Genomic DNA, 23046 nt, shown 5'->3' with positions numbered 1-23046 from the left:
GTCCGCCTGCCTTTCCGTTCTTACTTCAGGTTCTTGCTGACAATCGAAGCCATTTCGTCAGCGGTGGTGATGACCTTGGAATTCATCTCGTAGGCGCGCTGCGCCGTGATGAGGTCGGTGATTTCCTTGACGGCATCGACGTTCGAGCCTTCGAGGTAGGATTGCTTGATGTAGCCGTAGCTCGGATCGTCAGGCACGCCGATAACGGCGGCGCCGGAGGCCGGCGTCTGGGAAAACAGGTTGTCGCCGAGCGGCTTCAGGCCCGCCTCGTTGGCAAAGTTGGCGATGGTCAACTGGCCGAGTTCAGTGAAATCCGCAGCGTTGCCGATGCGGGCGGTCACCTGACCCGTGCGGGTGATTGTGATGTCCTGTGCGTCGGTCGGGATATTGATGTTCGGGATGACATTGTAGCCATCAACCGTCACGAGGTTGCCGTCAGCATTCTTGTTGAAGGCGCCGGCGCGGCTGTAGAGCGTCGAACCGTCGGCCGCCTCGATCTGAAACCAGCCCTGGCCGATGATTGCCACGTCGAGCTTGTTGCCGGTTTCGATCAGGTTGCCCTGGGTGTGGATGTTGCGCACCGCGGAAGTCTGCACGCCGAGGCCGATATTGGCTCCCTCAGGCACGATCGCCTGGTTGGCACGGTTCGGCACACCCTGCATGCGTTCGGTCTGGTACAGAAGATCGGTAAACTCTGCACGCGCGCGCTTATAGCCGGTGGTGTTGATGTTGGCGATGTTGTTGGCAATGACTTCCAGATTGGTCTGCTGGGCGTCCATACCGGTGGCAGCGATGGCAAGAGCTCTCATGTCATTTTTCCTGCGGGGCTAGAGCATTTCCAGTAAAGGCGCGGAGCGGTTCTGCGTCCGGAAAGTGCTTAAAAACAAAGGCCTAGAGCGCGGCCAACGATTGGCGTCAAACCGGACGCGCTCTAGATCTGCATCTTGGTAATGTCGAGATAGGCCGACACGATCTTGTCGCGGAACGCGATGGCCGTTTGCAGCGACTGCTCGGCCGAAAGCACGGCATCGACCACTTCGCGTGTGTTTGCCTTGCCCTGAATGCCTTCGAAGGAGGCCACTTCCGCCTTCTTCAGGTTGTTCATCGCATCCGTTGACATATTGCCGAGAACGCTTGCGAAGCTTGCGCCCGTCTGCTGGGCGGGCGTCGTCTGCTGGCTGCCGAAAATGCTGTCGGTCAGCGAAGAGACGTTGCTCGTGCCACGCGTGAGCGAGAGGGAACCGAGTTGTTTGATGCCGTCGATCATTGCGATGCTTTCAGAAGGTCGATGGTGGAGGCGACGAGGTCGCGTGTCTGGCGGATGACCTGAAGGTTGGCGTCGTAGCTGCGGTTGGCTTCGCGCATATCCGCCATTTCGATCAGGACGTTGACGTTTGGCATCTTGACCATGCCGCTGGTGTCGGCGGCCGGATTGCCGGGGTCGTATTCGTGGACGAAATCGCCGCGGTCGACGCCAAGCTTCTTTACCGTCACGCGCTGCACGCCGCTTACGCGGTCAAGCTCGGAGCCGAATGTCACGGTCTTGCGGCGATAGGGGTCGGCGCCGGGCGTGTCGCCGGTCGATCTTGCGTTGGCAATGTTTTCCGAAACGATACGCAGTCGGGTGGACTGCACTTCCAGGCCGCTGCCCGCGATCTTGCTCGCCGCACTCAAGGGATCCATGGTTTACCTCTTTACCGTCATCAGCATCATGCGATGGAAGGATTTGACGAGACTGGCGTTCAGGTCGTATTGCCGCTTGATCTCGCCGGTCTTGGTCATTTCCTCAGCAAGCGCGACCGAATTGCCGGACTCCTGCATGCCGATCTCGTTATTGATCGGGTTGTCGCGCACCGCGATATTTTCGCTGAGCTCGCTAGCACCGAAATGGGCGGGATGGGTCTTCGCCATGCCGACCTGCTGGCTGGTGGCCTGCATGACCGCTTCGAAAGGACTGACATCCTTGGCGTGAAACTTGGGTGTGTTGGCGTTGGCGATGTTGGTCGCCACGACTTCCTGCCGCACGCTCAGCCATTCCGCTTGGCGGGAGGCCAGATCGAACAGTTGAATCGGTTGCATAGACTTCTCCATCTCGTATGGCCCGAACCTACGGTGCTAATCTTGCGTCAGACTTGCGGTGAGGGGCGCAGGTGCGGAAGCACTGGAGAATCTGATCCCGGAGGCGATTGCGAAAACAAAAATGGCGCGCCGGCAAATGCGGCACGCCCTAGGATCGAATAGTGAATTGCGAAGACGTCTCCGTCCTGCCGGACTGGATCCGGCGACGGCAGCAGACTTCAGCAGAGTGCCGGTCTGACTACTTCTCGGGATGATAGGTTTTACCGGAAGAGGTCTCTATCATCCACTCGCCGTCGCGCTGCTCGATTTTGGTCAGGCGCGCATTGTCGGGTAATGTGGAGCCCACCCGCACCATATACATGCCCGATCCGTCCTCGATGAGGGCGCGGCCGTTGGAGACATGCAGCAGGCGGAAAGAGGTCTGGCCGGGGAAGGGCTGGTCTTCAAGCCCTGCGGCGAGATTGTTCTGCTTTTCCTTACCCTTTTCGCTGACCGTCGCCGTCGTCAGCATGTCCGGCAATTCGCCGGGCGCTGGCGCGTCTTCCTTGTTGCGATTGGTCATGGCTAGGGGCGAAACGCTGAAGACTTCACGCGGACCGGTATGGGGCAGGTCGCGCGTGCGGTCGCCGTCTGCCACTCTCATTCCAAACTTGTCCTCGTTGAAGAACACGTACCAGGGGAAAAATGCGGCGGCGGCGGCAAGTCCTATTCCCGTCCACGCCAGAATACGGTCGGGCGTGAAGAAGGGAGGCTGCGGCTGTACGTTCTCGAGGTCGCTATCGTCGATCTTGTCGATCTGTTTCTTTTTCACGGGTCAGCCTCTCATTCTCGGGTTTACCTGTGGCTGATTATTTTGCACTCCACCGCGCAACGCGGTCGCCAGATCGGCGTAAGCGTCCTGCGCCGCCGGTTCATTCGGAAGCTGTTTCAGCGTTTCATAGATGATCGGAACCTGTTTCACCGCCATGTCGAGATCGGGATCGGTGCCGGGTCGATAACCGCCGATGAGGCGCAGATCCCGCGTTTCCTCAAAGCGGTGCACCAGCGCTTTCAGACGCGACACCAGCTTTTCCTGATCCGGTGTCCATGCCTTCTTGGCGAGACGCGAGATCGAGGCCAGAGGATTGATCGGAGGATAGCGGCCTTCTTCTGCAAGGCTGCGATCCAGCACGATGTGGCCGTCGAGAATACCGCGGGTCGAATCGGCAATCGGATCGTTGTGGTTGTCGCCGTCCACCAGAATGGAGACGATGGCGGTGATGGTACCGCTGCCTTCGGCGCCGGGTCCCGCCCGCTCCAGAAGGCGCGGCAATTCGGTGAAGACCGAGGCCGGATAGCCGCGTGCCACCGGCGGTTCACCCGAAGCGACCGCCACTTCGCGGATCGCATGGGCAAAACGGGTCACGCTGTCGATGATAAGAAGGACGTTGTCGCCCCTGTCACGGAAATATTCGGCGATGGTGACGGCCGAAAGCGGCGCCATCTTGCGCAGCATCGGGCTTTCGTCGCTGGTCGCGACAACGGCGACGGACTTGCCCATATTCTCGCCCATCGTATCCTCGATGAACTCGCGCACTTCGCGACCGCGCTCGCCGACAAGTCCGATGACGACCTTGTCGAAGGCATCGGCCTTGGCAAGCATCGATAGGAGCGTGGATTTTCCCACGCCTGAGCCCGCAAAGATGCCGAGACGCTGGCCAAGGCAGAGAGGCGAGAAAATATCGATTGCCCGGACACCCGTCTTGAAGGGCGTCTCCACCCGCTTGCGCGTCATCGACGGCGGTGCATTGCTGGAAATCGGACGGCGCTCCGTACCTGATGCAAGCGGACCCTTGCCATCGATGGGTTCGCCAAGCGCATTGATGGTGCGGCCGCACCAGCTGTCGTCAGGCGCAACGCGGAAGGCACCTTTGCGGATGACTGTGTCGTGAATGCCAATCGGCTCGCCCGGTTCGATGGGGCAGACGTAGCAGATATCGGGTTCCACGCGCACGACTTCGCCGAGATGGATACCGGTCGCGCTGCGATGGGCGACGAACTCGCCCAGCCTCACATGCCGCGACAGGCCGGAAACCGTGTAGTGTCCGGCGGCGATGGTGCGGACATGGCCGCCCGGCGCCACCGAAAACTCCGGATCGGCATAGTGCCCGGCAAGGCTGGCGAGCTGGGCGAGCTTCGGTGAAATCGCCTCGACCGTGAGCGTGGATTCCGGCATTGTCATCGCTCAGTTCCTTAACGTGCGCCGCCAAGCGTCTTGATGGCATCGCCGAAAGTGGATTCGGTATCGCGCATCAGCGACGAAATGCTCTCGAAGGCCCGGTTGACCTGGATGAGCTGCGTCATCTGGGAAATGCCGTTGACGTTCGACTGCTCGAGATAACCCTGAACGACGCCGACCTCGTGATTGTTGACGACCGGCGTCGGCGGGGCCACGGGCTTCACGCCGCTATTGGGATGGCGCAGGAAGCCTTTCGAGAAATCCGCCTGGAAGATACCGAGCGTGGCAACGATGTTGTCGTTCTGCCTGATCGCACCATCGAGACTGACGGTGATCGGGCCACCATTCGCATTGAGCTGGATCGGACCGCCGCCGGCGTCGAGAACCGGATAACCGCTTGAGGAGATGAGTGCGCCGTCCGGACGCATGGTGAAACGCCCGTCGCGGCTCAGGATCTGGCCGTCGGGTGTGTCCATCGCGAACCAGGCATCGCCCTTGATGGCGAAATCGAAACTATTGCCAGTCTGTTCGAAGGCACCCTGACGGGTGGAGAGATAGTCGTTACCCTGCGATACGAACGCCACCTTGGCATTCATGTCATTGTGGTTCTTGGCGACCATTTCGTCGAATTTCACTTCGGAACCGCGGAAACCCACCGTGTTCGCATTCGCCATATTGTCGGAAATGGTGGTGAGACGACGCTCCAGCGCAATCTGCGAGGAAAGGGCGACGTATAGTCCGGATTGCATATCATTTGCCTCCGAGTTTCAGGGAGTTGATGGAGATCAGCAGGTCCGGGGAAATGCCGTAGCCGCTGGAGGAGCCGAAAACGGCCAGAGGATCATAGGTCGTGGAGGGATTTTGCATTTCCCACATGATGGTGAAACGCTCGAGCAGCTTGCCGACCTTTTCTGGATTTTGCAGATCCTTGATATTGATGGATTTTTCGATAAGCGCGGCCTGTTTTTCGACGCTTCCTGCCGCAATTTCGTCAGGCAGGTTGTAGGCGGTGCGGAACACCTGCGCGAGCGCGTCGTCGGCTAGAAAATCGAGACCCGATTTGATCGTTGGTGCCTTGCGCTCGAAGTAAAGAGCAAGCCGGACACCGTTATTGTCGCCGCCCGCCTCCTGCTCCAGCGTCTGGCGGGTGTATTTGCTGATGATGCCGGACTGGGCCGCTTCGGTCGCAGTTGCAGCTGCACCGAGACTTGCAAAGTCGAGCGATTTCGCAAGGTCCGAATAGCGGCTGTCGGAAAGCTTGTTGGCGAAGGCGTTCTTGTCGGCCGTGCCTTCGGTCAGCACCTTGCGGATGAAGGCTTTCGCATAGGCCATGTCCTCGAGGCCGTTGGCTTTCAGCGCATAATTGTAAAGACGGGTATCGGCCATGAAGTCGTCGACGGATTTCACGCTGCCGATCTTCGACCGGTAATATTCGGTTTCGCGCGCCACGTCGGGTTGCTTCGACACACGCTCAAGCGATTTGCCGATGTCCTGACTGATCAGTCTGTAGCTGGTGTAGGTGGAAGTCACTGAACCGCCGCTCTCGTTTGATCCCGATACCAAGGCGCACGTCCGCCTTTGTCGGGATAATGCCGGATGTTGCTTGTGCGAAACTGGCTGCGGCGACGAGGGACAGAGGCTCCGCGGACAGGTTCACGCAAGCCACATTTTCTAGAGATGGCGGCATGGAACACTGTTCGGGCGTGGTCGATCAATGAATATTGTAATTGGACTTATAATCACCTTCGGCTGCATCATCGGCGGCTACATGGCGATGGGCGGCCATCTGAACGTGCTGGTTCAGCCGTTCGAATTGTTGATTATCGGCGGTGCCGGCCTAGGCGGCTTCATCATGGCGAACCCGATGAAGGTCGTGAAGGATTCGGGCAAGGCGCTCGGCGAGGCCTTCAAGCACTCGGTCCCGAAGGAGCGCAACTATCTCGACGTACTCGGCGTACTTTATTCGCTGATGCGCGACCTGCGCACGAAATCGCGCAACGAGATCGAGGCGCATATCGACAATCCGGAAGAATCCTCGATCTTCCAGAGCGCACCCTCGGTGCTGAAAAACAAGGAGCTGACGTCGTTCATCTGTGACTACGTCCGCCTCATCATCATCGGCAACGCGCGCAGCCACGAAATCGAAGCGCTGATGGACGAGGAAATCGAGACCATCCTGCACGACAAGCTGAAACCTTACCACGCGATCACCACCATGGGCGATTCCTTCCCCGCCATCGGTATCGTCGCGGCGGTTCTCGGCGTCATCAAGGCCATGGGCAAGATCAACGAATCACCCGAAGTGCTGGGTGGCCTCATCGGCGCCGCACTGGTGGGCACCATGCTCGGCATCATCCTGTCCTATTCGATCTGCAACCCACTCGCTTCGCAGGTCAAGATCGTCCGCACCAAGCAGCACCGCCTCTACATCATCGTCAAGCAGACGCTGATCGCCTACATGAACGGCTCGGTGCCGCAGGTCGCGCTTGAATACGGGCGCAAGACCATCTCCAACTACGAGCGTCCGTCCATCGACGCCGTCGAACAGGAGATGATGAACCCCGGCGGCGAAAACAAGGCGGCATGACCATGGCTAAAGCTGCACAGCAAAGAGCACCCGTCATCGACACGTCGCTGCTCGCGAAACTCACCGGCGGGCTTTCCGACCGCAAGACAATCGCGAAGGTCGGCTCCGATATCGGCCATCTCTACAGCGAATTCCTGCCTGATATCTTTCACAGCGAGACCGGCATTGCGATAGACGTCGAATATATCGGCTCCGAATCGGGGCTGATGACCGATCTCATCGCCAATATCGGCGGCAATTTCTCGGTTGCGGATTGTTCTCTGCGCAACTGGTGCCCCAATTTCATGATGGCGGTCGGCAACGGCTTCGTCATCGCGCTCATGGAGCGCATGCTGGGCGCCGCCGCCGACACCATCGGCGAGCCGGACGAGCGCAGCCTGTCCCACATCGAACTCGACCTGGCGGCCATGGTTCTCGGGCGCATCGGGGGTGTCCTGCGGTCGGGCGTCAACGCGCCGGGCGGTTTCGAGGCGACGATCGACCCGCCCTTTACGGCCAATGGAAAAAGCGCCTTCGAGGAGATGATCGCCGGCCTCTACGGCGTGACAGTCCGCATGAAGATCGCCATCGGCAAGGTTTCTTCGGAATTCGCGCTGATCGTGCCGCAGCGGCCCCTGCTCAAGACCTCCATCGCCGCTCCCAAGGCTTCAGCCCAGGCGCTGAAGAAGCAGGCGGAATGGGTGGATTTGATCTCTGAGCAGGTGAAGAGATCGCAGGTAACGCTTGAGGCGCGCATCAAGCTCGAAACCTTGACCCTGCGGACGATCTCCAGGCTGGTGGCCGGCGACGTCATTCCGTTTCAGGATCTGAAGCAGGACGACATCGGCGTCGAGGTCAGCGCCAACGGCTCCAAGCTCTATAATTGTGAATTCGGCAAGTCCGGCGACCGCTACATGGTTCGGGTAAAGAACAATGTCAGCACGGACGACGAGATCTTGCGACATCTGATGGGTTAAAACCTGTCCACCTTTTTTGGGTTCTGGGCAGGCTGACGCAAGTTTCAAAGGGAATAATCAGCGCATGGCTACGAAGAAAACACCTGTGACCGATGATATGGCGCTGCCGTCGCTTGAAGATGGCGGTGAGCTCGACCAGGCTATCGGCGATCTGCGTGGCGTCCTCAAGACGGATGCGGAAGGTTCGCTGTCCGACTTTGGCGACTTCGGGGATTTCGGGAGCGTTGACGACGCTTCCGCCGACAGCGACCTTTCCGCCTTCGGTGGCGGAGCGGGCGATTTTGCTATGAACGATTTCGCGGCCACCCCACAGGTCGCGGGCATCAAGGCGCCGCTCGGCAGTGGCCTGTCCGACAATATGGACCTGATCATGGATATCCCGATCGATGTCCAGATCGTTCTCGGCACCAGCCGCATGCTCGTCTCGGGTCTGATGAGCCTTGAAGAGGGTGCAACGATCGCGCTTGACCGCAAGATCGGTGAACCGGTCGAGATCATGGTGAATGGCCGCCGTATTGCGCGCGGTGAAATAACGGTACTTGAAGACGACGATACGCGCTTCGGCGTAAAATTGATTGAAGTAATGAGTACGAGAAAAGCCTGATCCCTGTGGGGACGGAGAGGAAAGACCATGATGGACTTCGAGGATTTCGGTAACCCGCTGGCAGGGAAGCCGTTGTCTCAGGCCGACAAGGCGGCCGCGGTGCTTCTTGCCATGGGCAAGGGCGTCGCCGGCAAGCTGCTGAAATTTTTCACGCAGCACGAATTGCAGATGATCATTTCCTCGGCCCAGACGCTGCGTGTCATTCCCCCTGACGAACTCGCCCAGATCGTGGCGGAGTTCGAAGACCTGTTCACGGAAGGAACGGGTCTGATGGACAATGCCAAGGCGATCGAAAGCATTCTCGAAGAGGGCCTGACACCGGAGGAGGTGGACAGCCTTCTCGGCCGTCGTGCAGCCTTCCAGGCCTATGAAGCGTCGATCTGGGATCGCCTGCAGGAAGCAGAGCCGGAATTCGTCGGCAAGTTCCTGCTGCGCGAGCATCCCCAGACCATCGCCTATATCCTCTCCATGCTGCCCTCGTCCTTCGGTGCCAAGGTCCTTCTGACCATTCCCGAAGAGCAGCGCGCCGATATCATGAACCGCACGGTGAACATGAAGGAAGTCAGCCCCACGGCTGCCCAGATCATCGAGAAGCGTGTGGTCAACCTCATCAACGAGATCGAAGCAGAGCGCAATGCGGGCGGCTCCACGAAGGTTGCCGACCTGATGAACGAAATGGAAAAGCCGCAGGTCGATACGCTGCTCAGCTCGCTCGAAACGCTCAGCAAGGAAGCTGCCAACAAGGTCAAGCCGAAGATCTTCCTCTTCGACGATCTCATGTTCATGCCGCAGCGCAGCCGCGTCCTGCTGCTCAACGATGTCTCGGCGGACGTTCTCACCATGGCGCTGCGTGGCGCAACCATGGAAATCAAGGAATGTGTGCTGTCCAGCATCAGCCCGCGCCAGCGCCGCATGATCGAATCGGACCTCGCCGTGCCGCAGGCTTCCATCAACACCCGCGAAGTGGCGATTGCACGCCGCGCCGTGGCGCAGGAAGCGATTCGGCTGGCCAATTCCGGTCAGATTCAGCTGAAGGAAGCCTCCACAGAGGAACAATCCGCAGCAGCCTGAGCGGAAGCCGGTTGATAACCCGCCTTACAGGCAATGCCGGCCATTGCGATGGCCGGTCTCGGGCGCTAGTTTCGGAATGACGGCCTGCCGCGATCGGCGGGCCTTTTTTTATCCCGGGAACGTGCCTTGGCAGACGATCAGGACAAGGACAGTAAAACAGAAGACCCAACGGAGAAAAAACTCCGTGATGCGGCGGAAAAGGGCAATCTTCCCTTTTCCCGCGAGGTGCCGATCTTTGCTTCGTCACTCGCCTTTTACTGCTATCTGGTTTTCTTTTTGCCCGACGGCGCCGGTCGCCTCGGCGTAACGCTGAAGGACCTGTTCGGCCAGCCCGAACAATGGAACCTCAGCACCAGGCCGGATGCCCTGTCGCTGCTTTATTTCCTCGGCACGTCCATGGCCTATCTGCTCATGCCGGCCATGATCATGTTCATCGTCTTCGGCCTTGCCTCCTCGTTTTTCCAGAACCTGCCGTCGCCCGTGCTTGAGAGGGTGCGTCCGCAATGGTCGCGCATCTCGCCCGCAAAGGGGTTCGGCCGCATCTACAGCAAGCAGGGATTTGTGGAATTCGGCAAATCGCTGTTCAAGATCTTGATCGTTTCGATCATCATGTTCCTGTCTCTGCGCGGCGATTTCTACAGTCTCATCGACCTGATGTTCTCCGAGCCGCAGGTCATTTTCGTCAGGGTTGTCGAGCTCACCAAAAAGATGATGGTCGTGATTCTCTTTTCGACCGCGCTGCTTGCCGCCGTAGACCTTTTGTGGACGCGCCACCACTGGTTCAGCCAGCTGAAAATGACGAAGCATGAGGTGAAGGAAGAATACAAGCAATCGCAGGGCGACCCGGTGGTCAAAGCCCGTCAGCGTTCGGTCGCCCGTGACCGCGCCCGCCGCCGCATGATCGACAATGTGCCGCGCGCGACACTGGTGATTGCCAACCCGACACACTTTGCAGTGGCGTTGCGTTACGTTCGCGAAGAAGGCGACGCGCCTGTCGTCGTTGCCAAGGGTCAGGACCTTATCGCATTGAAAATCCGCGAGATTGCGGAAAAAAATAATATCCCCGTTTTTGAAGATCCGCCGCTCGCACGCTCCATGTTTGCGCAAGTCTCGATCGATAGTGTGATTCCACCAGCTTTTTACAAGGCTGTAGCTGAGCTCGTTCATCGGGTTTACGCCATGAAGTCATCGAAAATACGGGTTCAATAAAACCAATGAAAAAATCCGCCTATTCTGAAAAGCGGGAAATGATCGTCGCAGAGGCGATCAACCCGATCGCCACCGAACTGCGCCTGCTCGATCCGGCCGACCTGATTTCATTGCTCAGATTCGAGTGCTACGGCAGCATTGCCGACCTCGTCTCGTCGGCCGCGGAGCTTTATTATCATCCGGGCACGATCAATTTCGGTGCCGGTGGCGAATACAGGCTCGAATGGGAAGGGGCGCCGGAGATCGTCCTCGATCTCGAACTGAAACCGCACGGCGCGACGGTTTATGCGCAATTGATTCTGGCCAACGAGCATGCTGCGGTCGAGATCAATCATGTTTCGTTTCAGAACCCTTCGGAAAATCCGGACGAGAACACCGAATTTCTCCGTCAGAGCCTGACGGCTGCCCGATTCGTGTCGGCCCGCCAGGGCGAAGCTGCCTGAACCAGTCCAGCGGACATTTTCATATATTATCCATTGCGCCTTCCGAATTCGCGGGCGCGATGGCTTCATTCGGGCACTTTTTCACCCGACCTTGCCTGAAGCGTGTCGGTTTATGCAAAACCGGCCTGTGAAGGCAAGGAACGCCTTGCAAATCAGCGTTGTTGTTTGGTACCTATCGAATTAACGATTTGTTAACGAACGGCAGGTCGCGGTGGCTCTTTTTACCATCGCTGATGCGCATGATGCCTCTGCTCGTTTTCGGCGCAGCGCCGGATTTTTCCTGACAGTACCAATTGGGTGGACCCAATGACCAGCATTTTGACCAATGCGGCGGCGATGGCCGCGCTGCAAACCTTGCGCATGATCGACAAGAATCTCGAGACGACGCAGGCGCGTGTGTCGTCCGGCTACCGTGTCGAAACGGCGGCGGACAATGCCGCCTACTGGTCTATCTCCACAACCATGCGCTCCGACAATGCAGCGCTCTCGGCCGTGCAGGATGCATTGGGACTGGGCGCCGCCAAGGTCGATACGGCCTATGACGCCCTTGCGAACTCGATCGAGGTCGTCAAGAAAATCAAGGAAAAGCTTGTCGCCGCCTATGGCGTCGGGGCTGACCGCGGCAAGATCCAGGACGAAATCAAGCAGCTTCAGGAACAGCTGAAGAGCACGTCGGAATCTGCCTCCTTCTCCGGCGAGAACTGGCTGCAGGCCAGCATCAGCAATGGTGGCACGCCGCCGGTTGTAGAACCCATCACCAAAAAGGTCGTCGCGTCCTTCACACGCACCGGTTCGGGCAATGTCGGCGTCACCACGGTTGACTATGTGCTGGACGGCAGTGCCGTGCTTTTCGACCTCAGCGGCGGAAAACTCGGTATTCTCGACAAGAGCGCCGTTTTTGTCGCGAAGACGGAACAACAGATCACCCAAACATCGACGACAGCCGGCGTGACCACCAATGCGGGTTACGTCGTCAAGAAATTGACGGACGCGGAAATCGGCACGCTGAATGCGGCGACGCCGGATACGAATACCGACCCGAGCGTCTACAGCAACGGAACGGTGAATTATCTTCGTTTGTCCGAGAATACCTGGGTCAAGGTGACGGCGACCAACCCTTCGAGCGGCACCACCACCGTCGCGGCGGCCTATCGGGACACAGGCAGCAACGATTGGTTTTATGACACGACCGGTGCGCCGACCTCCGTTGCCAGATCCCTCGGTCTTTCCGTCTCCACGCTCGATCTCGACAATCTCGATGTCGTGGCGGCAGCCATGAGCGGTTTTTCCGGTGGCACCACGAACTACACCGCTTCCGACGCCATCGATGTGATGATGAGTTTTGTCGACAAGCAGCTCGAAGCCATGACCAGTACGGCCTCCAGCCTCGGCTCCTTGCAGAGCCGCATCAACATGCAGGAAAACTTCGTCTCGAGCCTGATGGACGTGATCGACAAGGGTATCGGCCGTCTCGTGGATGCGGATATGAACGAGGAATCGACCAGGCTGAAGGCTCTGCAGACACAGCAGCAGCTCGGCATCCAGGCGCTCTCGATCGCCAATGCCAACGCGCAAAACATCCTTCAGCTCTTCAAGTAAACCGGCGTCGGTCCGGCGGGTTCGGGGGAGTTGGTTGCAAGGTTTCTGAAAACGGGGCCCGCCTTCATCCTCGCACAAGTTTGAACACCTAACGTCGGGGCAATATCGGGTGGATCGCATGGCGTGATCCGGCCGGAAACAATTGAAGAGACGGGCAGGGTAGCAAGGATGACGGTGGTGCCGCCAAACGGCTTTGATCGCAGGCAACGAAACATGTCTCGCCCCTTTGGCCTGTTTTGCCGGGGGCGGGCATGAGCGCGTCCATTGCAAGATATCTCAAGGATTTCGGTGACGTGCAGCCCGCGGGACTGACGTTCGGCGAACCGTTGGCGGATGTCGACGGCATTTCCGGTTTTGGCGATATTGCGTCCGGTTTCGATGAATTCGAGCCGCTCGACGTCGAAAGCGAAAAACAGGCCGCCTATGCCCGTGGTCACGAGGATGCGACCCGCGAGATCACGGAGAAAATGCAGGCCGAGCGCGAGGAGCTTCTTGCTGCTCATGCCGCAGAACTCGAAGGCTTACGTTCCGTCTATCTGGAAGAAATTGCCGTTTTCCTGTCGCTAAGACTGCGTGAAGGCATCGATGCGATCGCCACCAATCTCAGCGAACAGACCGCCAATATCCTTGCCCCGGTTCTGACCGAAGAGCTGTCGCTGAAGGCGGTTTCGGCGCTTGCGGATGTCGTTCGCGCTTCCATGCCGGATGGCGAGGCCGTGACCCTTGTCGTGAAAGGCCCGAAAGATTTGTTTGAGCAGCTGAAGACGCAGCCGGGCTTTGAAGAAGAGACGATGAAATTTATCGAGACGGCAGATATCGACCTCTCCGTTGAGTTGGGTGAAAGCGTGTTCGTCACGCGCATGTCCGCCTGGGCGTCCAGTCTTCGCAAGGTGATGAAATGAGTGAAGGCGAAAATCACCACCACGGCAAGAACGAGATCATCATCGTCAAACGCCACAAGGGCGGGCATGATGGCGCCCATGGCGGCGCGTGGAAGATCGCTTATGCCGACTTCATGACGGCCATGATGGCGTTCTTCCTCGTCATGTGGCTGGTCAACGCCGCAAACGAGGAAACCAAGGCCTCGGTCGCCAGCTATTTCAATCCGATAAAGCTGTCCGATGAGAAACCCTCGTCCAAGGGGCTGGAAAAACCCGTGGACAAGGAAGAGGGCGTCGAGAAGAAAGACCAGTCCAACATAAAGGCGGAAAAGGTCACCCAGGGTTCAGCCGCCGCGACAGGTGAAGACCTGACCTCGCAGACCGGGGAGCAGTCGAACTTCTCAGAAGCGGACTTTTTCGAGAATCCCTATTCCGTTCTGGCGGAAATTGCCCAGCAGGTCGGGCAGCAGGCCAATGTCAGCGCCAAGGGCGAAGGTGGTGCTGCCGATTCCGGCCCGGCGACGGGTGCGAGCGGCGGTGAGGCTTACCGCGATCCCTTCGATCCCGATTTCTGGACCCAGCAGGTGAAGATCACACGTGCGGACCAGCAGCAAAATCCGGTCGAACAGCAGCAATCTGCCGAGAACAAGCAGCAGGACGCTGCCAAGGATAATGAAGCGGTTGCGGCTAAATCGTCTCAGCAGCCAGCCGATGGTGCAGATCACGGCAAGGCCATGGAAGTCGCCGCCGTGGTGCCGCAGCAGCGGCCGGGTGCCGCAGAGCAGGCAGCACTTACGCAGCCTCAGCCGGAGCAGCAGCAAGGTACTGCTGCGCAGAAGGAAGAGGCCAAAGAGCTGCGCCAAGAGATCGAGAAGCAGATATCCGGCATTAGCGGCAAGCTCGCCGAAGGTCTGGTGGTGACGCCCGCCGAAGGCGGATTGCTGTTGACCATTTCCGACCAGACGGAAACGCCGATGTTCAATGTCGGATCGGCTGTGCCCCGCGGCGAAATGGTCCTGGCCATGGAGAAGATCGGCAAGTTGCTTCAGGAGCGTGGCGGCAGCGTGGTGATCCGCGGCCATACCGATGGACGCCAGTTCAAGGGTGAGGCCAATGACAATTGGCGGCTTTCCATGGACCGCGCGCATAGCGCCTATTACATGCTGGTTCGCGGCGGCCTATCGGAAGAGCGGGTGAAACAGGTTTCGGGTTTTGCGGATCGCAGATTGCAGGTGCCGGCAGACCCGCTGGCGAATGCGAACCGCCGTATCGAAATCCTGCTTGAGGCCGATCGGGGGTGAGTGTGACGAAATCCTCGAAACGTTGGGTTTTTCTTGCGGCGACACTGTGTGGTCTCGGTGCCGAACCGGCGAAGGTTTTTGCGCAATCGCAAGACAACCTCATGCCCTATGCCATGTTGCGCTCCCTGCAGTTCGTGCAGGATTCCGTCACCATGGGAGACCATTCGGCAACCGAAATGCAGCGGTTTCTGCTCCAGACGATCGACGAGCGGCTTAAGAGCGCACCTTCGGCGATCTTCAAGGATCCGCGCAATGTCGATGCGGCGCTTGTCTACGCGATGAGCGGCGGCAATCCGGCCACGCTCGAATTGCTCGTCGCGCGGGATGTGGACGGCAATTTCGACAGCCGCGTCGCCGATATTCTGCGCAAATATCTGTCCGGCAAGGGAACGCTGGTCGCCCAGAGCATCGCGGCCATGGTGCCCGAGTATCGCGGCACGAGAATTGGCGCCTATCTTGCACTGATCGGCGGCAATGTGACGATCCCCCGCGATCCGGTGGCTGCCCTCGGTTTCTATGACATAGCCCGGCTCGAAGCGCCCGGTACCATCGTGGAGGAGGCTGCACTCCGCCGCTCGCTTGCTATCGCCGTTGAAGACGGCGATGCCGGGCGTGGCGTCGAATATGCACAGCGTTACGCGCGGCGGTTCCTGCATTCGCCCTATGCCAGCCAGTTCGCGGACCTTCTGGTCTCACTGGTGGTCAAACGTGTCGATTCCATCGGGCACGACACGATAGAGGAAACATTCGCCATGATGGACGCGGAGAGGCAGAAGGAAGCTTATCTGCGCCTGTCCCGTCTCGCGGCGATCAGCGGCAAGGATTCGCTGGCGCGCATGGCGGCGTTGAAGGCGAAAGCGCTGTCGCCGGATATGCCGGACCAGCCGCAAGTTCAGGCAAATCTATATGAAAGCCTTTCCAATATCGGCACGCCCGATGTGGTGAGCGCGATTGAAACAATCGGGCAAATTCCCGAGGCCCAGCTTTCGGATCGCGACAGGGCCCTGCGGGACGCGGCAAGGGCAATCGCCGACCAGGTGGTTCGTCCGCCTTCCCCGCAGCCTGGCGCCGATCCCGGTGTCACGGCAGGGCAGGGGGCCGGGTCGGGCGCGCCCGCGAATGAGGCGGCCAGTGCCGAGACCAAGGGCATATGGAGAGTTGAAAACCACAAGGCTGAGGATGAGGGCGAGAACGTCCGGCAACTCGTGACGAGCGGCCGCAGTAAGCTCGATGAAATCGACAGCCTTTTGAAGAAAGGCGAGGGGGCACCATGATCGACGCAACCATCAACGCGATAGTGAATGCGCCATATAACGATCCGCGCGCTGGCAGCGCCAGTGTGAGGGACGACGCCAAAGGCGGAAGTTTCGGCGACACCCTCGCGACGGTCAGGGAAGAGCGCCCGCCGCAGGCACCGCATTCGCGTCATCAGCAGGAAGCGGGATCGGCTGAGGAGCAGCATGCGCAACCGGATGACGATGCGGAAAAGACTGATGTGCCGGTCAAGCGGCCCCCGAGCTTCCTGAACGTGCTCGTCAAGGACCATTCCGGAGAAGGCCATGGTCACGAGGCGCTGGCGGAGCTTCAGAATGCGATTAAGACGGCGCACACATCGCCTGAAAACGGCAAACCTGGCAAGAAGGTCAAGGACGCCGACAAGGAGAGCCAGACGGCGGCGGATGCAATCGATCCGAAGCTGGCAGAGCTGCAGACGCTCACGGCCAATGTCGGCGATATCGTGACAGCCAAGACGCCCCTTGAGGAAATTGCGCAGGCGATTGCCGGCAAGGCCGATGTCAAATCCGAAAAGGTCGAAACTGTCAGGGGTAAGGCTGAGCCTCTGGCGAAGGACATGCACGCACGGACCGAGCTTGCCGGAAACGAAGCCGGATCCGGATCGGGCACTGAAGGCGACGCCTCGGCATTCCGCTTCGCATCTCCTCGTTCCGGCACGGCCCGCGCTCTCGATATGAGTACGGTTCAGCGGGATGGCCGCGTCGAGTTCGATGCCCGGGAAAGCAGCGGCAAGGCGACCGAGACGATTACGGTTCTCGATTCGCGGCGGTTCATTGGTCTGGCACCTTCATCCAACGCCTCGGCTCTGACTGGCCTCATCGCCAATGATTCTGAATGGGTTAGCGCCATGCAGCCCGGCTCGTCGCTGTCCAATGAGGCGGCCCAGAGCAGTACCGGCAAAGTCGTCCATACGCTGAAGCTGCACATGACGCCGATCGAGCTGGGATCGGTGACGATGTCGTTGCGTCTTGCCGGCGATGAGCTTGCCGTTCACATGACGGTGGAGAACGTGGCCGCCTACAAAAAGCTTCAGCAGGACAGCAAGAGCATCCTCGAGGGCCTCAAGGCGCAGGGTCTGACGGTCGATAACATCACCATCAGCATTGCTTCTTCTGACAAGAGTGACCAAACGGGCACACAAGCCAACAATCAGCAAAATCAGCAGGCGCAGCAGCAGGGCCAACAGGCCGCCGCAGGGCGCAACCGTGACGAGTCCGGCACACGCGGCGGACGGCAGGGCAATGGTGATAATTTGGGGGTGCATAATGAAGGCATGGATGGCGCTCTTGGCTCTGCCCGCACTTCTGCTGACAACGGCGTTTACCTCTGAAAACGCCTCCGCTTCGGCAACGTCAGGTGTCTGTGAAAGGGAAATTCAGTCCGCCGCCCGCAAATACGGCGTGCCGGAGGGAATTCTCTATTCTGTCGGCCTGACCGAGACCGGTCGCAAGGGTCGGCTTGACCCCAACGCCATGAATATTGAGGGAAAACCGGTATTTGCCTCCTCCACCGAGGAGGCATTGACCACTTTCGAGACGGCAAAGCGCAACGGCGCCAAGCTGATCGACCTCGGATGCATGCAGATAAACCACTATTTCCATGGCGAAAACTTCACATCCGCGCGTGAAATGTTCGATCCGCGCCGCAATGTCGAATATGCCGCCATGTTCCTGCGCAATCTCCACAACAGGCACGAAACCTGGACCATGGCGGTTGCCCGCTATCATGCCGGGCCCAACAACGACCCGGCTCAAAAGAAATATGTCTGCCGGGTGATCGCCAATCTGGTGGCGACGGGCTACGGAAAATGGACCGCCAACGCGAAAAATTTCTGCGACGGATAACAACCATCGATTGTTTTGGTGCGGTCAAGGACTCGCAATTTGAAATGTGGCGAGAGAAAGCCCTAAAAAAGGCGTCGCAAGCGATTTTTTCGGATTTTTGAAATTTTTACACAAAAATTTTGTACCGTATATGGTTAACAACCACTATATATAGATCAAATCGGCACAAAATGGTTAATCAATTATTAATAACTATCGATGATTTCCTACAGTTGTCGCTGAATCCCCCGATTCGTACCAATGCCGCATTGGAAAACACCACACTGATTCGGAGGCGGACGAATGATCGTAGTGGTTGATGAGCGCGAGCTCGTTAAAGACGGCTATACTTCTCTATTTGGGCGTGAGGGCATCCCCTCGACCGGTTTCGATCCGGTCGAATTCGGGGAATGGGTCTCGACGGCAGCGGACAGCGATCTGGCGGCCGTAGAGGCATTCCTGATCGGTCAGGGCGACCGGAGCTTCTCCTTGCCGAAGGCGATCAGGGATCGCACGACGGCACCGGTGATCGCGGTCAGCGACCAGCCATCGCTGGAATCGACGCTGGCGCTGTTCGACAGCGGCGTCGACGATGTCGTGCGCAAGCCGGTTCACCCCCGTGAAATCCTTGCGCGTGCGGCGGCGATCCGTCGCCGCCTGCAGGTTATCTCGAATTTCACCGATGCGGGACCGATCCGGGTTTTCTCCGACGGTCGTGATCCCGAAGTCGGTGGCGAGGTCTTTGCCTTGCCGCGGCGCGAGCGCCGCATCCTCGAATATTTGATTGCCAATCGCGGACGCCGCGTTTCCAAGGCGCAGATTTTCAATGCCATCTACGGCATCTTCGATGATGACGTCGAAGAGAACGTCGTGGAAAGCCACATCAGCAAGCTTCGCAAGAAGCTTCGCAAGAAGCTCGGCTACGATCCGGTCGATTCCAAGCGTTTCCTCGGTTACAGCATTGATTGGCAATAATATTCATTCATCCGCGTAGTCTTTTTCAAACGCGGTATTTCAGACAGCTTCACGCAAGCCAAACGCTTTACCTTCTCCCTGAAGATGACCACGAGGGTTTTTGAATGAGTATTTTCGGCACTATGCGAACCGGTGTGTCCGGCATGAATGCACAGGCTAACAAGCTGGGAACCGTTGGCGACAACATCGCTAACGCAAGCACCACCGGCTACAAGCGCGCATCGACGTCGTTCTCCTCGCTCGTTCTGCCCTCCTCGTCGGGCAGCTATGCCTCCGGCGGCGTGCAGTCCAACGTTCGCTACAGCATTTCAGAGCAGGGCAACCTGTCCTACACCACGTCGAGCACCGATCTTGCCATTCAGGGCAACGGTTTCTTCGTGGTTCAGGATGGTGGCGGCACGCCTTATCTCACACGTGCCGGCTCGTTCGTGAAGAATGCGGAAGGCTACCTGGAAAACGCAGCGGGCTTCCAGCTGATGGGTTACCCCTACGGGGCAAATGCGCCAGCTGCCGTCGTCAACGGCTTTACCGGCCTTGAGGCCGTCAACGTCAATAATTTCGGCCTGACAGCATCGCCCTCCACGCAGGGCAGCTTCCCGGCCAACCTCAATCGCGATGAAGCCGCTGTTGCGGCGGGCTCGCGTCCGAGCGACAACCTTGCAACATCGACGATCGGTAATAAGACATCGTTGACGGCGTACGACAGCGGTGGCGCGAAGGTTCTCTACGATTTCTATTACACCAAGACCGGCGCCAATACCTGGGAAGTGGCAGTCTATCGTCAGGACCAGTCGACCAATGGCGGCTTCCCTTACACGGCGACCCCAGCAGCGAACCTTGTCAAGGAATCAGTCACGCTGGCATTCGACCCGGCGACCAATAAGCTCACACCTACCTCTCAAAAGTCGATCACCATCAACGACACGGTCAGCGGCGTCCCGCAGGCAATAAGTATCGACCTGTCCGACATGTCGCAGTTCTCGACGAAGTTCACGCCCGGCACCGCGATCCTGAACGGCAACGGCCCGAGCCAGATCAAGGACGTGGAAATCGGCAAGGACGGCGTAGTGACTGCAGTCTATCAGGATGGTGGCCGCCGCAACATCTACCAGCTGGCGGTTGCCACGGTGCCGAGCGTCGACAACCTCTCCCCTCAGAACGGCAACGTTTATCTGCCGAGCAACGAGTCGGGCGTCGTCACCATCGGTTTCCCGCAGACGGGCAGCTTCGGTTACATCCAGAAGGGTGCGCTTGAGGGCTCGAACGTCGATATCGCCAGCGAACTCACCGATATGATTGAATCCCAGCGTATCTATACAGCGAATTCGAAAGTCTTCCAGACCGGGTCGGATTTGATGGATGTCCTGATCAATCTGAAGAGATAGTAATTCTCACGAGGACAAATGAATGTCGCTCACGTCAGCAATGAATACTGCGCAGTCGATCTTCAACAATACAGGTAAGCAGACGGACGTTACTTCGAAAAACATTGCCAATGTCGGTAATGCGAACTACGTCAAGCGAACCGCCATTCTCGGCACGACCATGTCAGGTGCAAGTATTGTCGCCAACGGCCGTGCCCAGAATGAGAGCCTCCTGAGGCAGACGATCTCCAGTGCATCCCTCGCTTCCGGCCAGAAAACCGTTCTGACCGGGCTCGAGGAGATGAAAAGCCTTTTCGGCGGCAACGATTACGAGAGTTCGCCTGCCACCTATATGAAGGAACTGCTGAAGAGCCTTGACGGTTACGCCTCAAAGCCGAGCGATTCCGCGCTTGCTGCGACGGCGGTGACATCCGCCGTGGACGTCGCCAATTCCCTGAACAAGGCTTCGTCCGAACTGCAGGCGATGCGCCTGCGTGCCGACAAGGAAATGTCCCTTCAGGTCGACAAGCTGAACGGCCTGCTCGCGAAATTCGAGGAAGCCAACAACGAGGTCAAGGCGCAGACCGCGATCGGCGGCAATCCAAGTGATGCTCTCGACCAGCGCGAGACGCTGCTGAAGGACATTTCGTCCATCATCGGGATCAACGTCGTCAATCGTGAAAACAACGACGTGGCGCTCTACACGGCGGATGGCGCGACCCTGTTCGAAGTCGTGCCGCGCAAGGTTACTTTCAAGGCGCAGCCGGGCTACGACGCGACGGTCACGGGGAACGCGATCTACGTTGATGGCGTCGCGATCAAGGCGAGCAGCGGCAGCAACACGACAGCGGAAGGTTCGCTTCAGGGTCTGATGCAGGTTCGTGACGACCTGGCGCCAACCATGCAGAGCCAGCTCGACGAAATTGCGCGCGGCCTCATCACCATGTTTGCGGAAAAGCCGGCCAGCCCGACCAGCACGCTGCCGAAGATGCCAGGCCTCTTCACCTACGGCTCGCCTGCGGCCACAACCATTCCGGCAAGCGGTGTTGTCTCTCCCGGGCTCGCTGCGAGCATTACCGTCAACCCTGCGTTAATTATTTCCAAAGGTGGAAACCCGGAATTGTTGCGCGACGGCGGTATCAACGGTACCGCTTATGTAATCAACAGCACAACTTCAGGCGGAACCGGGTTTTCCGCACTGATCGACAGCTATGTCACTGCTTTTGACGCGCCCATGAATTTTGCCGCGTCGACACGTATCGATACGAATACAAGCATCCTGAAATACGGCACCAACTCGGTGGGGTGGCTCGAACAGGAACGATCCGGCGCAACTTCGGCAAACGAAGCGAAAAGCGCGCTCTATGAGCGCTCCGCCACCTCCTATTCGAACAATACTGCCGTCAGCCTGGATGAGGAGCTTTCGCTGCTCATGGATATCGAGCAATCCTACAAGGCCGCCACGAAGCTGGTGACCACCATCGACGACATGCTCAAGTCGCTGATGGATATGGTGAGGTAATAGATGAAAACGTCCTTCATTTCATCGCTGGCGATGCAGAACAGCATGCGCAGCACCATCCTCAAGGCCCAGCTTGAGATGACGAACCTCAATACCGAGCTGACCACGGGCAAACATGCGGACCTGGGCGTGACGCTGGGTGCCAACACGGCCCGCAGTCTTGACCTTAATCGCGATGTCGATCGTCTCTCTTCGCTCGTCAGCGTCAATTCCATCGCCACGCAGCGCCTCAAGTCCTCTCAGGCGGCACTTGATGGCATGGCAAAGGCCGCCCAGGAAATTCAGAAGGTTCTTGTTCCGAATACCAGCAGCGCAGCACCAACGCTGGCAACGGTCGCCAAAACCATTTCGAATGCGTTCAACACCTTCACCGGTTTTGCCAATACGGCAGTCAGTGGCGAATTTCTGTTTTCCGGCATCAATACGGATGTGAAGCCTATCGATGACTACTTTGCCGAAGGATCGACGCTGAAAGCAGCCTATGAGGTTGAGCTGAACGCGTTCATGGCGGCACAGACACCTGCGGTCGGTAACATTGCCGACCTGTCCAAGGATCAGGCCGCGGCGTTCATGACCCGTATCGAAGGCGTGTTCAACGGTACTACGCCGGTTACGAACCCACCGCACAGCGATCTGACGGCCGGCCAGAATTACGATTTCTGGACGACCTATGGGTCGAAGGCGAGCGACACGAACATGACGAGCCGCATCAGCCAGAACGAGGTGGTCGAGACATCGACCAACAGCAACTCGCAGGGCATGCGTTATTTCGCGATGACAGCAATGACGGCGATGACGTTCCTTGATGACAAGGTCCCAAGCGACGTTCGTGAATTGGTGGCAACCAGGTCGGTGACCAATATAGGCACGGTCATTAGTGGTTTGAACCAGCAGCAGAGCCAGCTCGGCCTTTCCGAAAGCCGTGTTTCGAAAGCGAACGACTCGCTCGCCGCCCAGAAAAAGATCATCGAGACTCATCTGCTGGATATCGAGGGGATCGATACCTACGAGGTGAAGACACGCCTGGATCTGCTCCAGCAGCAGATTGAAATTGCCTACAGCCTTACGTCGCGTCTGCAAAAAATGAGTCTGGTAAACTACCTCTGATGAACAGGGGT

At 58.4% G+C, this 23046-nt stretch carries 24 protein-coding genes; 16 read left to right on the top strand and 8 right to left on the bottom strand.

Annotated elements, in window-relative coordinates; all coding sequences use genetic code 11:
- Positions 1–20: 20 nt before the first annotated feature.
- From flgG to FB593_RS06715, 8 genes are all read right to left on the bottom strand, one after another.
- Complete coding sequence (gene flgG / locus FB593_RS06750; RefSeq protein WP_003515079.1) at positions 21–809, bottom strand: flagellar basal-body rod protein FlgG; 789 nt, start codon at positions 807–809, stop codon at positions 21–23.
- Between the two features lie 122 nt (positions 810–931).
- Positions 932–1267 (bottom strand): flagellar hook-basal body complex protein FliE, encoded by a 336-nt coding sequence (locus FB593_RS06745; RefSeq protein ID WP_003515080.1) that lies wholly within the window; start codon positions 1265–1267, stop codon positions 932–934.
- On the bottom strand, positions 1264–1683 hold the full coding sequence (gene flgC, locus FB593_RS06740; protein ID WP_003515081.1) for a flagellar basal body rod protein FlgC: 420 nt from the start codon (positions 1681–1683) through the stop codon (positions 1264–1266). The genes FB593_RS06745 and flgC overlap by 4 nt, the downstream gene beginning before the upstream one ends.
- A 3-nt stretch (positions 1684–1686) precedes the next feature.
- A complete protein-coding gene (flgB, locus tag FB593_RS06735; protein WP_003515082.1) occupies positions 1687–2079 on the bottom strand; it encodes a flagellar basal body rod protein FlgB in 393 nt (130 codons plus the stop codon).
- A 238-nt stretch (positions 2080–2317) separates the two neighbouring features.
- On the bottom strand, positions 2318–2890 hold the full coding sequence (locus FB593_RS06730) for a hypothetical protein (RefSeq protein ID WP_013635475.1): 573 nt from the start codon (positions 2888–2890) through the stop codon (positions 2318–2320).
- Between the two features lie 3 nt (positions 2891–2893).
- Positions 2894–4300 carry a flagellar protein export ATPase FliI gene (gene fliI / locus FB593_RS06725; RefSeq protein ID WP_003515084.1) on the bottom strand — a complete coding sequence of 469 codons (1407 nt, stop codon included), beginning with the start codon at positions 4298–4300 and terminating at the stop codon, positions 2894–2896.
- Between the two features lie 11 nt (positions 4301–4311).
- Positions 4312–5046 carry a flagellar basal-body rod protein FlgF gene (gene flgF, locus FB593_RS06720; protein ID WP_003515085.1) on the bottom strand — a complete coding sequence of 245 codons (735 nt, stop codon included), beginning with the start codon at positions 5044–5046 and terminating at the stop codon, positions 4312–4314.
- Between the two features lies 1 nt (position 5047).
- Positions 5048–5827: a DUF1217 domain-containing protein gene (locus tag FB593_RS06715; protein WP_003515087.1), complete on the bottom strand. Its 780-nt coding sequence runs from the start codon at positions 5825–5827 to the stop codon at positions 5048–5050.
- Positions 5828–6011: 184 nt separating this feature from the next.
- Between FB593_RS06715 and motA the strand changes: the two genes are divergently transcribed.
- The 16 genes from motA (at position 6012) to FB593_RS06630 (ending at position 23035) form a co-directional block, all read left to right on the top strand.
- Positions 6012–6884, top strand: a complete 873-nt coding sequence (gene motA / locus FB593_RS06710; protein WP_019564306.1) for a flagellar motor stator protein MotA — start codon at positions 6012–6014, stop codon at positions 6882–6884.
- On the top strand, positions 6881–7840 hold the full coding sequence (locus tag FB593_RS06705) for a FliM/FliN family flagellar motor switch protein (protein WP_003515092.1): 960 nt from the start codon (positions 6881–6883) through the stop codon (positions 7838–7840). Before motA ends, FB593_RS06705 begins: the two co-directional genes overlap by 4 nt.
- A 64-nt stretch (positions 7841–7904) precedes the next feature.
- On the top strand, positions 7905–8444 hold the full coding sequence (gene fliN, locus FB593_RS06700) for a flagellar motor switch protein FliN (RefSeq protein WP_003515093.1): 540 nt from the start codon (positions 7905–7907) through the stop codon (positions 8442–8444).
- A 27-nt stretch (positions 8445–8471) separates the two neighbouring features.
- Complete coding sequence (gene fliG / locus FB593_RS06695) at positions 8472–9515, top strand: flagellar motor switch protein FliG (protein WP_003515095.1); 1044 nt, start codon at positions 8472–8474, stop codon at positions 9513–9515.
- Positions 9516–9641: 126 nt separating this feature from the next.
- Positions 9642–10724, top strand: a complete 1083-nt coding sequence (flhB, locus tag FB593_RS06690) for a flagellar biosynthesis protein FlhB (RefSeq protein ID WP_145166403.1) — start codon at positions 9642–9644, stop codon at positions 10722–10724.
- Positions 10725–10729: 5 nt separating this feature from the next.
- Positions 10730–11167: a hypothetical protein gene (locus tag FB593_RS06685; protein ID WP_003515097.1), complete on the top strand. Its 438-nt coding sequence runs from the start codon at positions 10730–10732 to the stop codon at positions 11165–11167.
- A 306-nt stretch (positions 11168–11473) separates the two neighbouring features.
- Positions 11474–12766: a flagellin gene (locus FB593_RS06675; RefSeq protein WP_065703820.1), complete on the top strand. Its 1293-nt coding sequence runs from the start codon at positions 11474–11476 to the stop codon at positions 12764–12766.
- 251 nt (positions 12767–13017) lie between these two features.
- A complete protein-coding gene (locus FB593_RS06670; protein ID WP_003515099.1) occupies positions 13018–13668 on the top strand; it encodes a hypothetical protein in 651 nt (216 codons plus the stop codon).
- Positions 13665–14948 carry a MotB family protein gene (locus tag FB593_RS06665; protein WP_019564303.1) on the top strand — a complete coding sequence of 428 codons (1284 nt, stop codon included), beginning with the start codon at positions 13665–13667 and terminating at the stop codon, positions 14946–14948. The genes FB593_RS06670 and FB593_RS06665 overlap by 4 nt, the downstream gene beginning before the upstream one ends.
- The gene (motC, locus tag FB593_RS06660; RefSeq protein WP_003515101.1) at positions 14945–16222 is read left to right on the top strand and encodes a chemotaxis protein MotC; all 1278 of its coding nucleotides are present in this window, start codon (positions 14945–14947) and stop codon (positions 16220–16222) included. The genes FB593_RS06665 and motC overlap by 4 nt, the downstream gene beginning before the upstream one ends.
- Positions 16219–17574, top strand: a complete 1356-nt coding sequence (locus tag FB593_RS06655; RefSeq protein WP_145166402.1) for a flagellar hook-length control protein FliK — start codon at positions 16219–16221, stop codon at positions 17572–17574. The genes motC and FB593_RS06655 overlap by 4 nt, the downstream gene beginning before the upstream one ends.
- Entirely contained in the window at positions 17522–18088 is a 567-nt protein-coding gene (locus FB593_RS06650) for a lytic transglycosylase domain-containing protein (protein WP_019564301.1), read from the top strand. The genes FB593_RS06655 and FB593_RS06650 overlap by 53 nt, the downstream gene beginning before the upstream one ends.
- 282 nt (positions 18089–18370) lie before the next feature.
- Complete coding sequence (rem, locus tag FB593_RS06645; protein WP_003515107.1) at positions 18371–19042, top strand: transcriptional activator Rem; 672 nt, start codon at positions 18371–18373, stop codon at positions 19040–19042.
- Positions 19043–19146: 104 nt separating this feature from the next.
- On the top strand, positions 19147–20427 hold the full coding sequence (locus FB593_RS06640; protein WP_003515108.1) for a flagellar hook protein FlgE: 1281 nt from the start codon (positions 19147–19149) through the stop codon (positions 20425–20427).
- A 22-nt stretch (positions 20428–20449) separates the two neighbouring features.
- Entirely contained in the window at positions 20450–21928 is a 1479-nt protein-coding gene (gene flgK, locus FB593_RS06635; RefSeq protein WP_003515109.1) for a flagellar hook-associated protein FlgK, read from the top strand.
- A 3-nt stretch (positions 21929–21931) separates the two neighbouring features.
- Complete coding sequence (locus tag FB593_RS06630) at positions 21932–23035, top strand: flagellar hook-associated family protein (RefSeq protein WP_003515111.1); 1104 nt, start codon at positions 21932–21934, stop codon at positions 23033–23035.
- The last annotated feature ends 11 nt before the right edge of the window (positions 23036–23046 follow it).

The organism is Rhizobium sp. SJZ105 (assembly GCF_007828365.1).
In the GTDB taxonomy this organism is placed as follows: domain Bacteria; phylum Pseudomonadota; class Alphaproteobacteria; order Rhizobiales; family Rhizobiaceae; genus Agrobacterium; species Agrobacterium tumefaciens.
The sequence above is the reverse complement of the archived record's forward strand: the minus strand, read 5'-3'. Positions and strand labels throughout refer to the sequence as shown.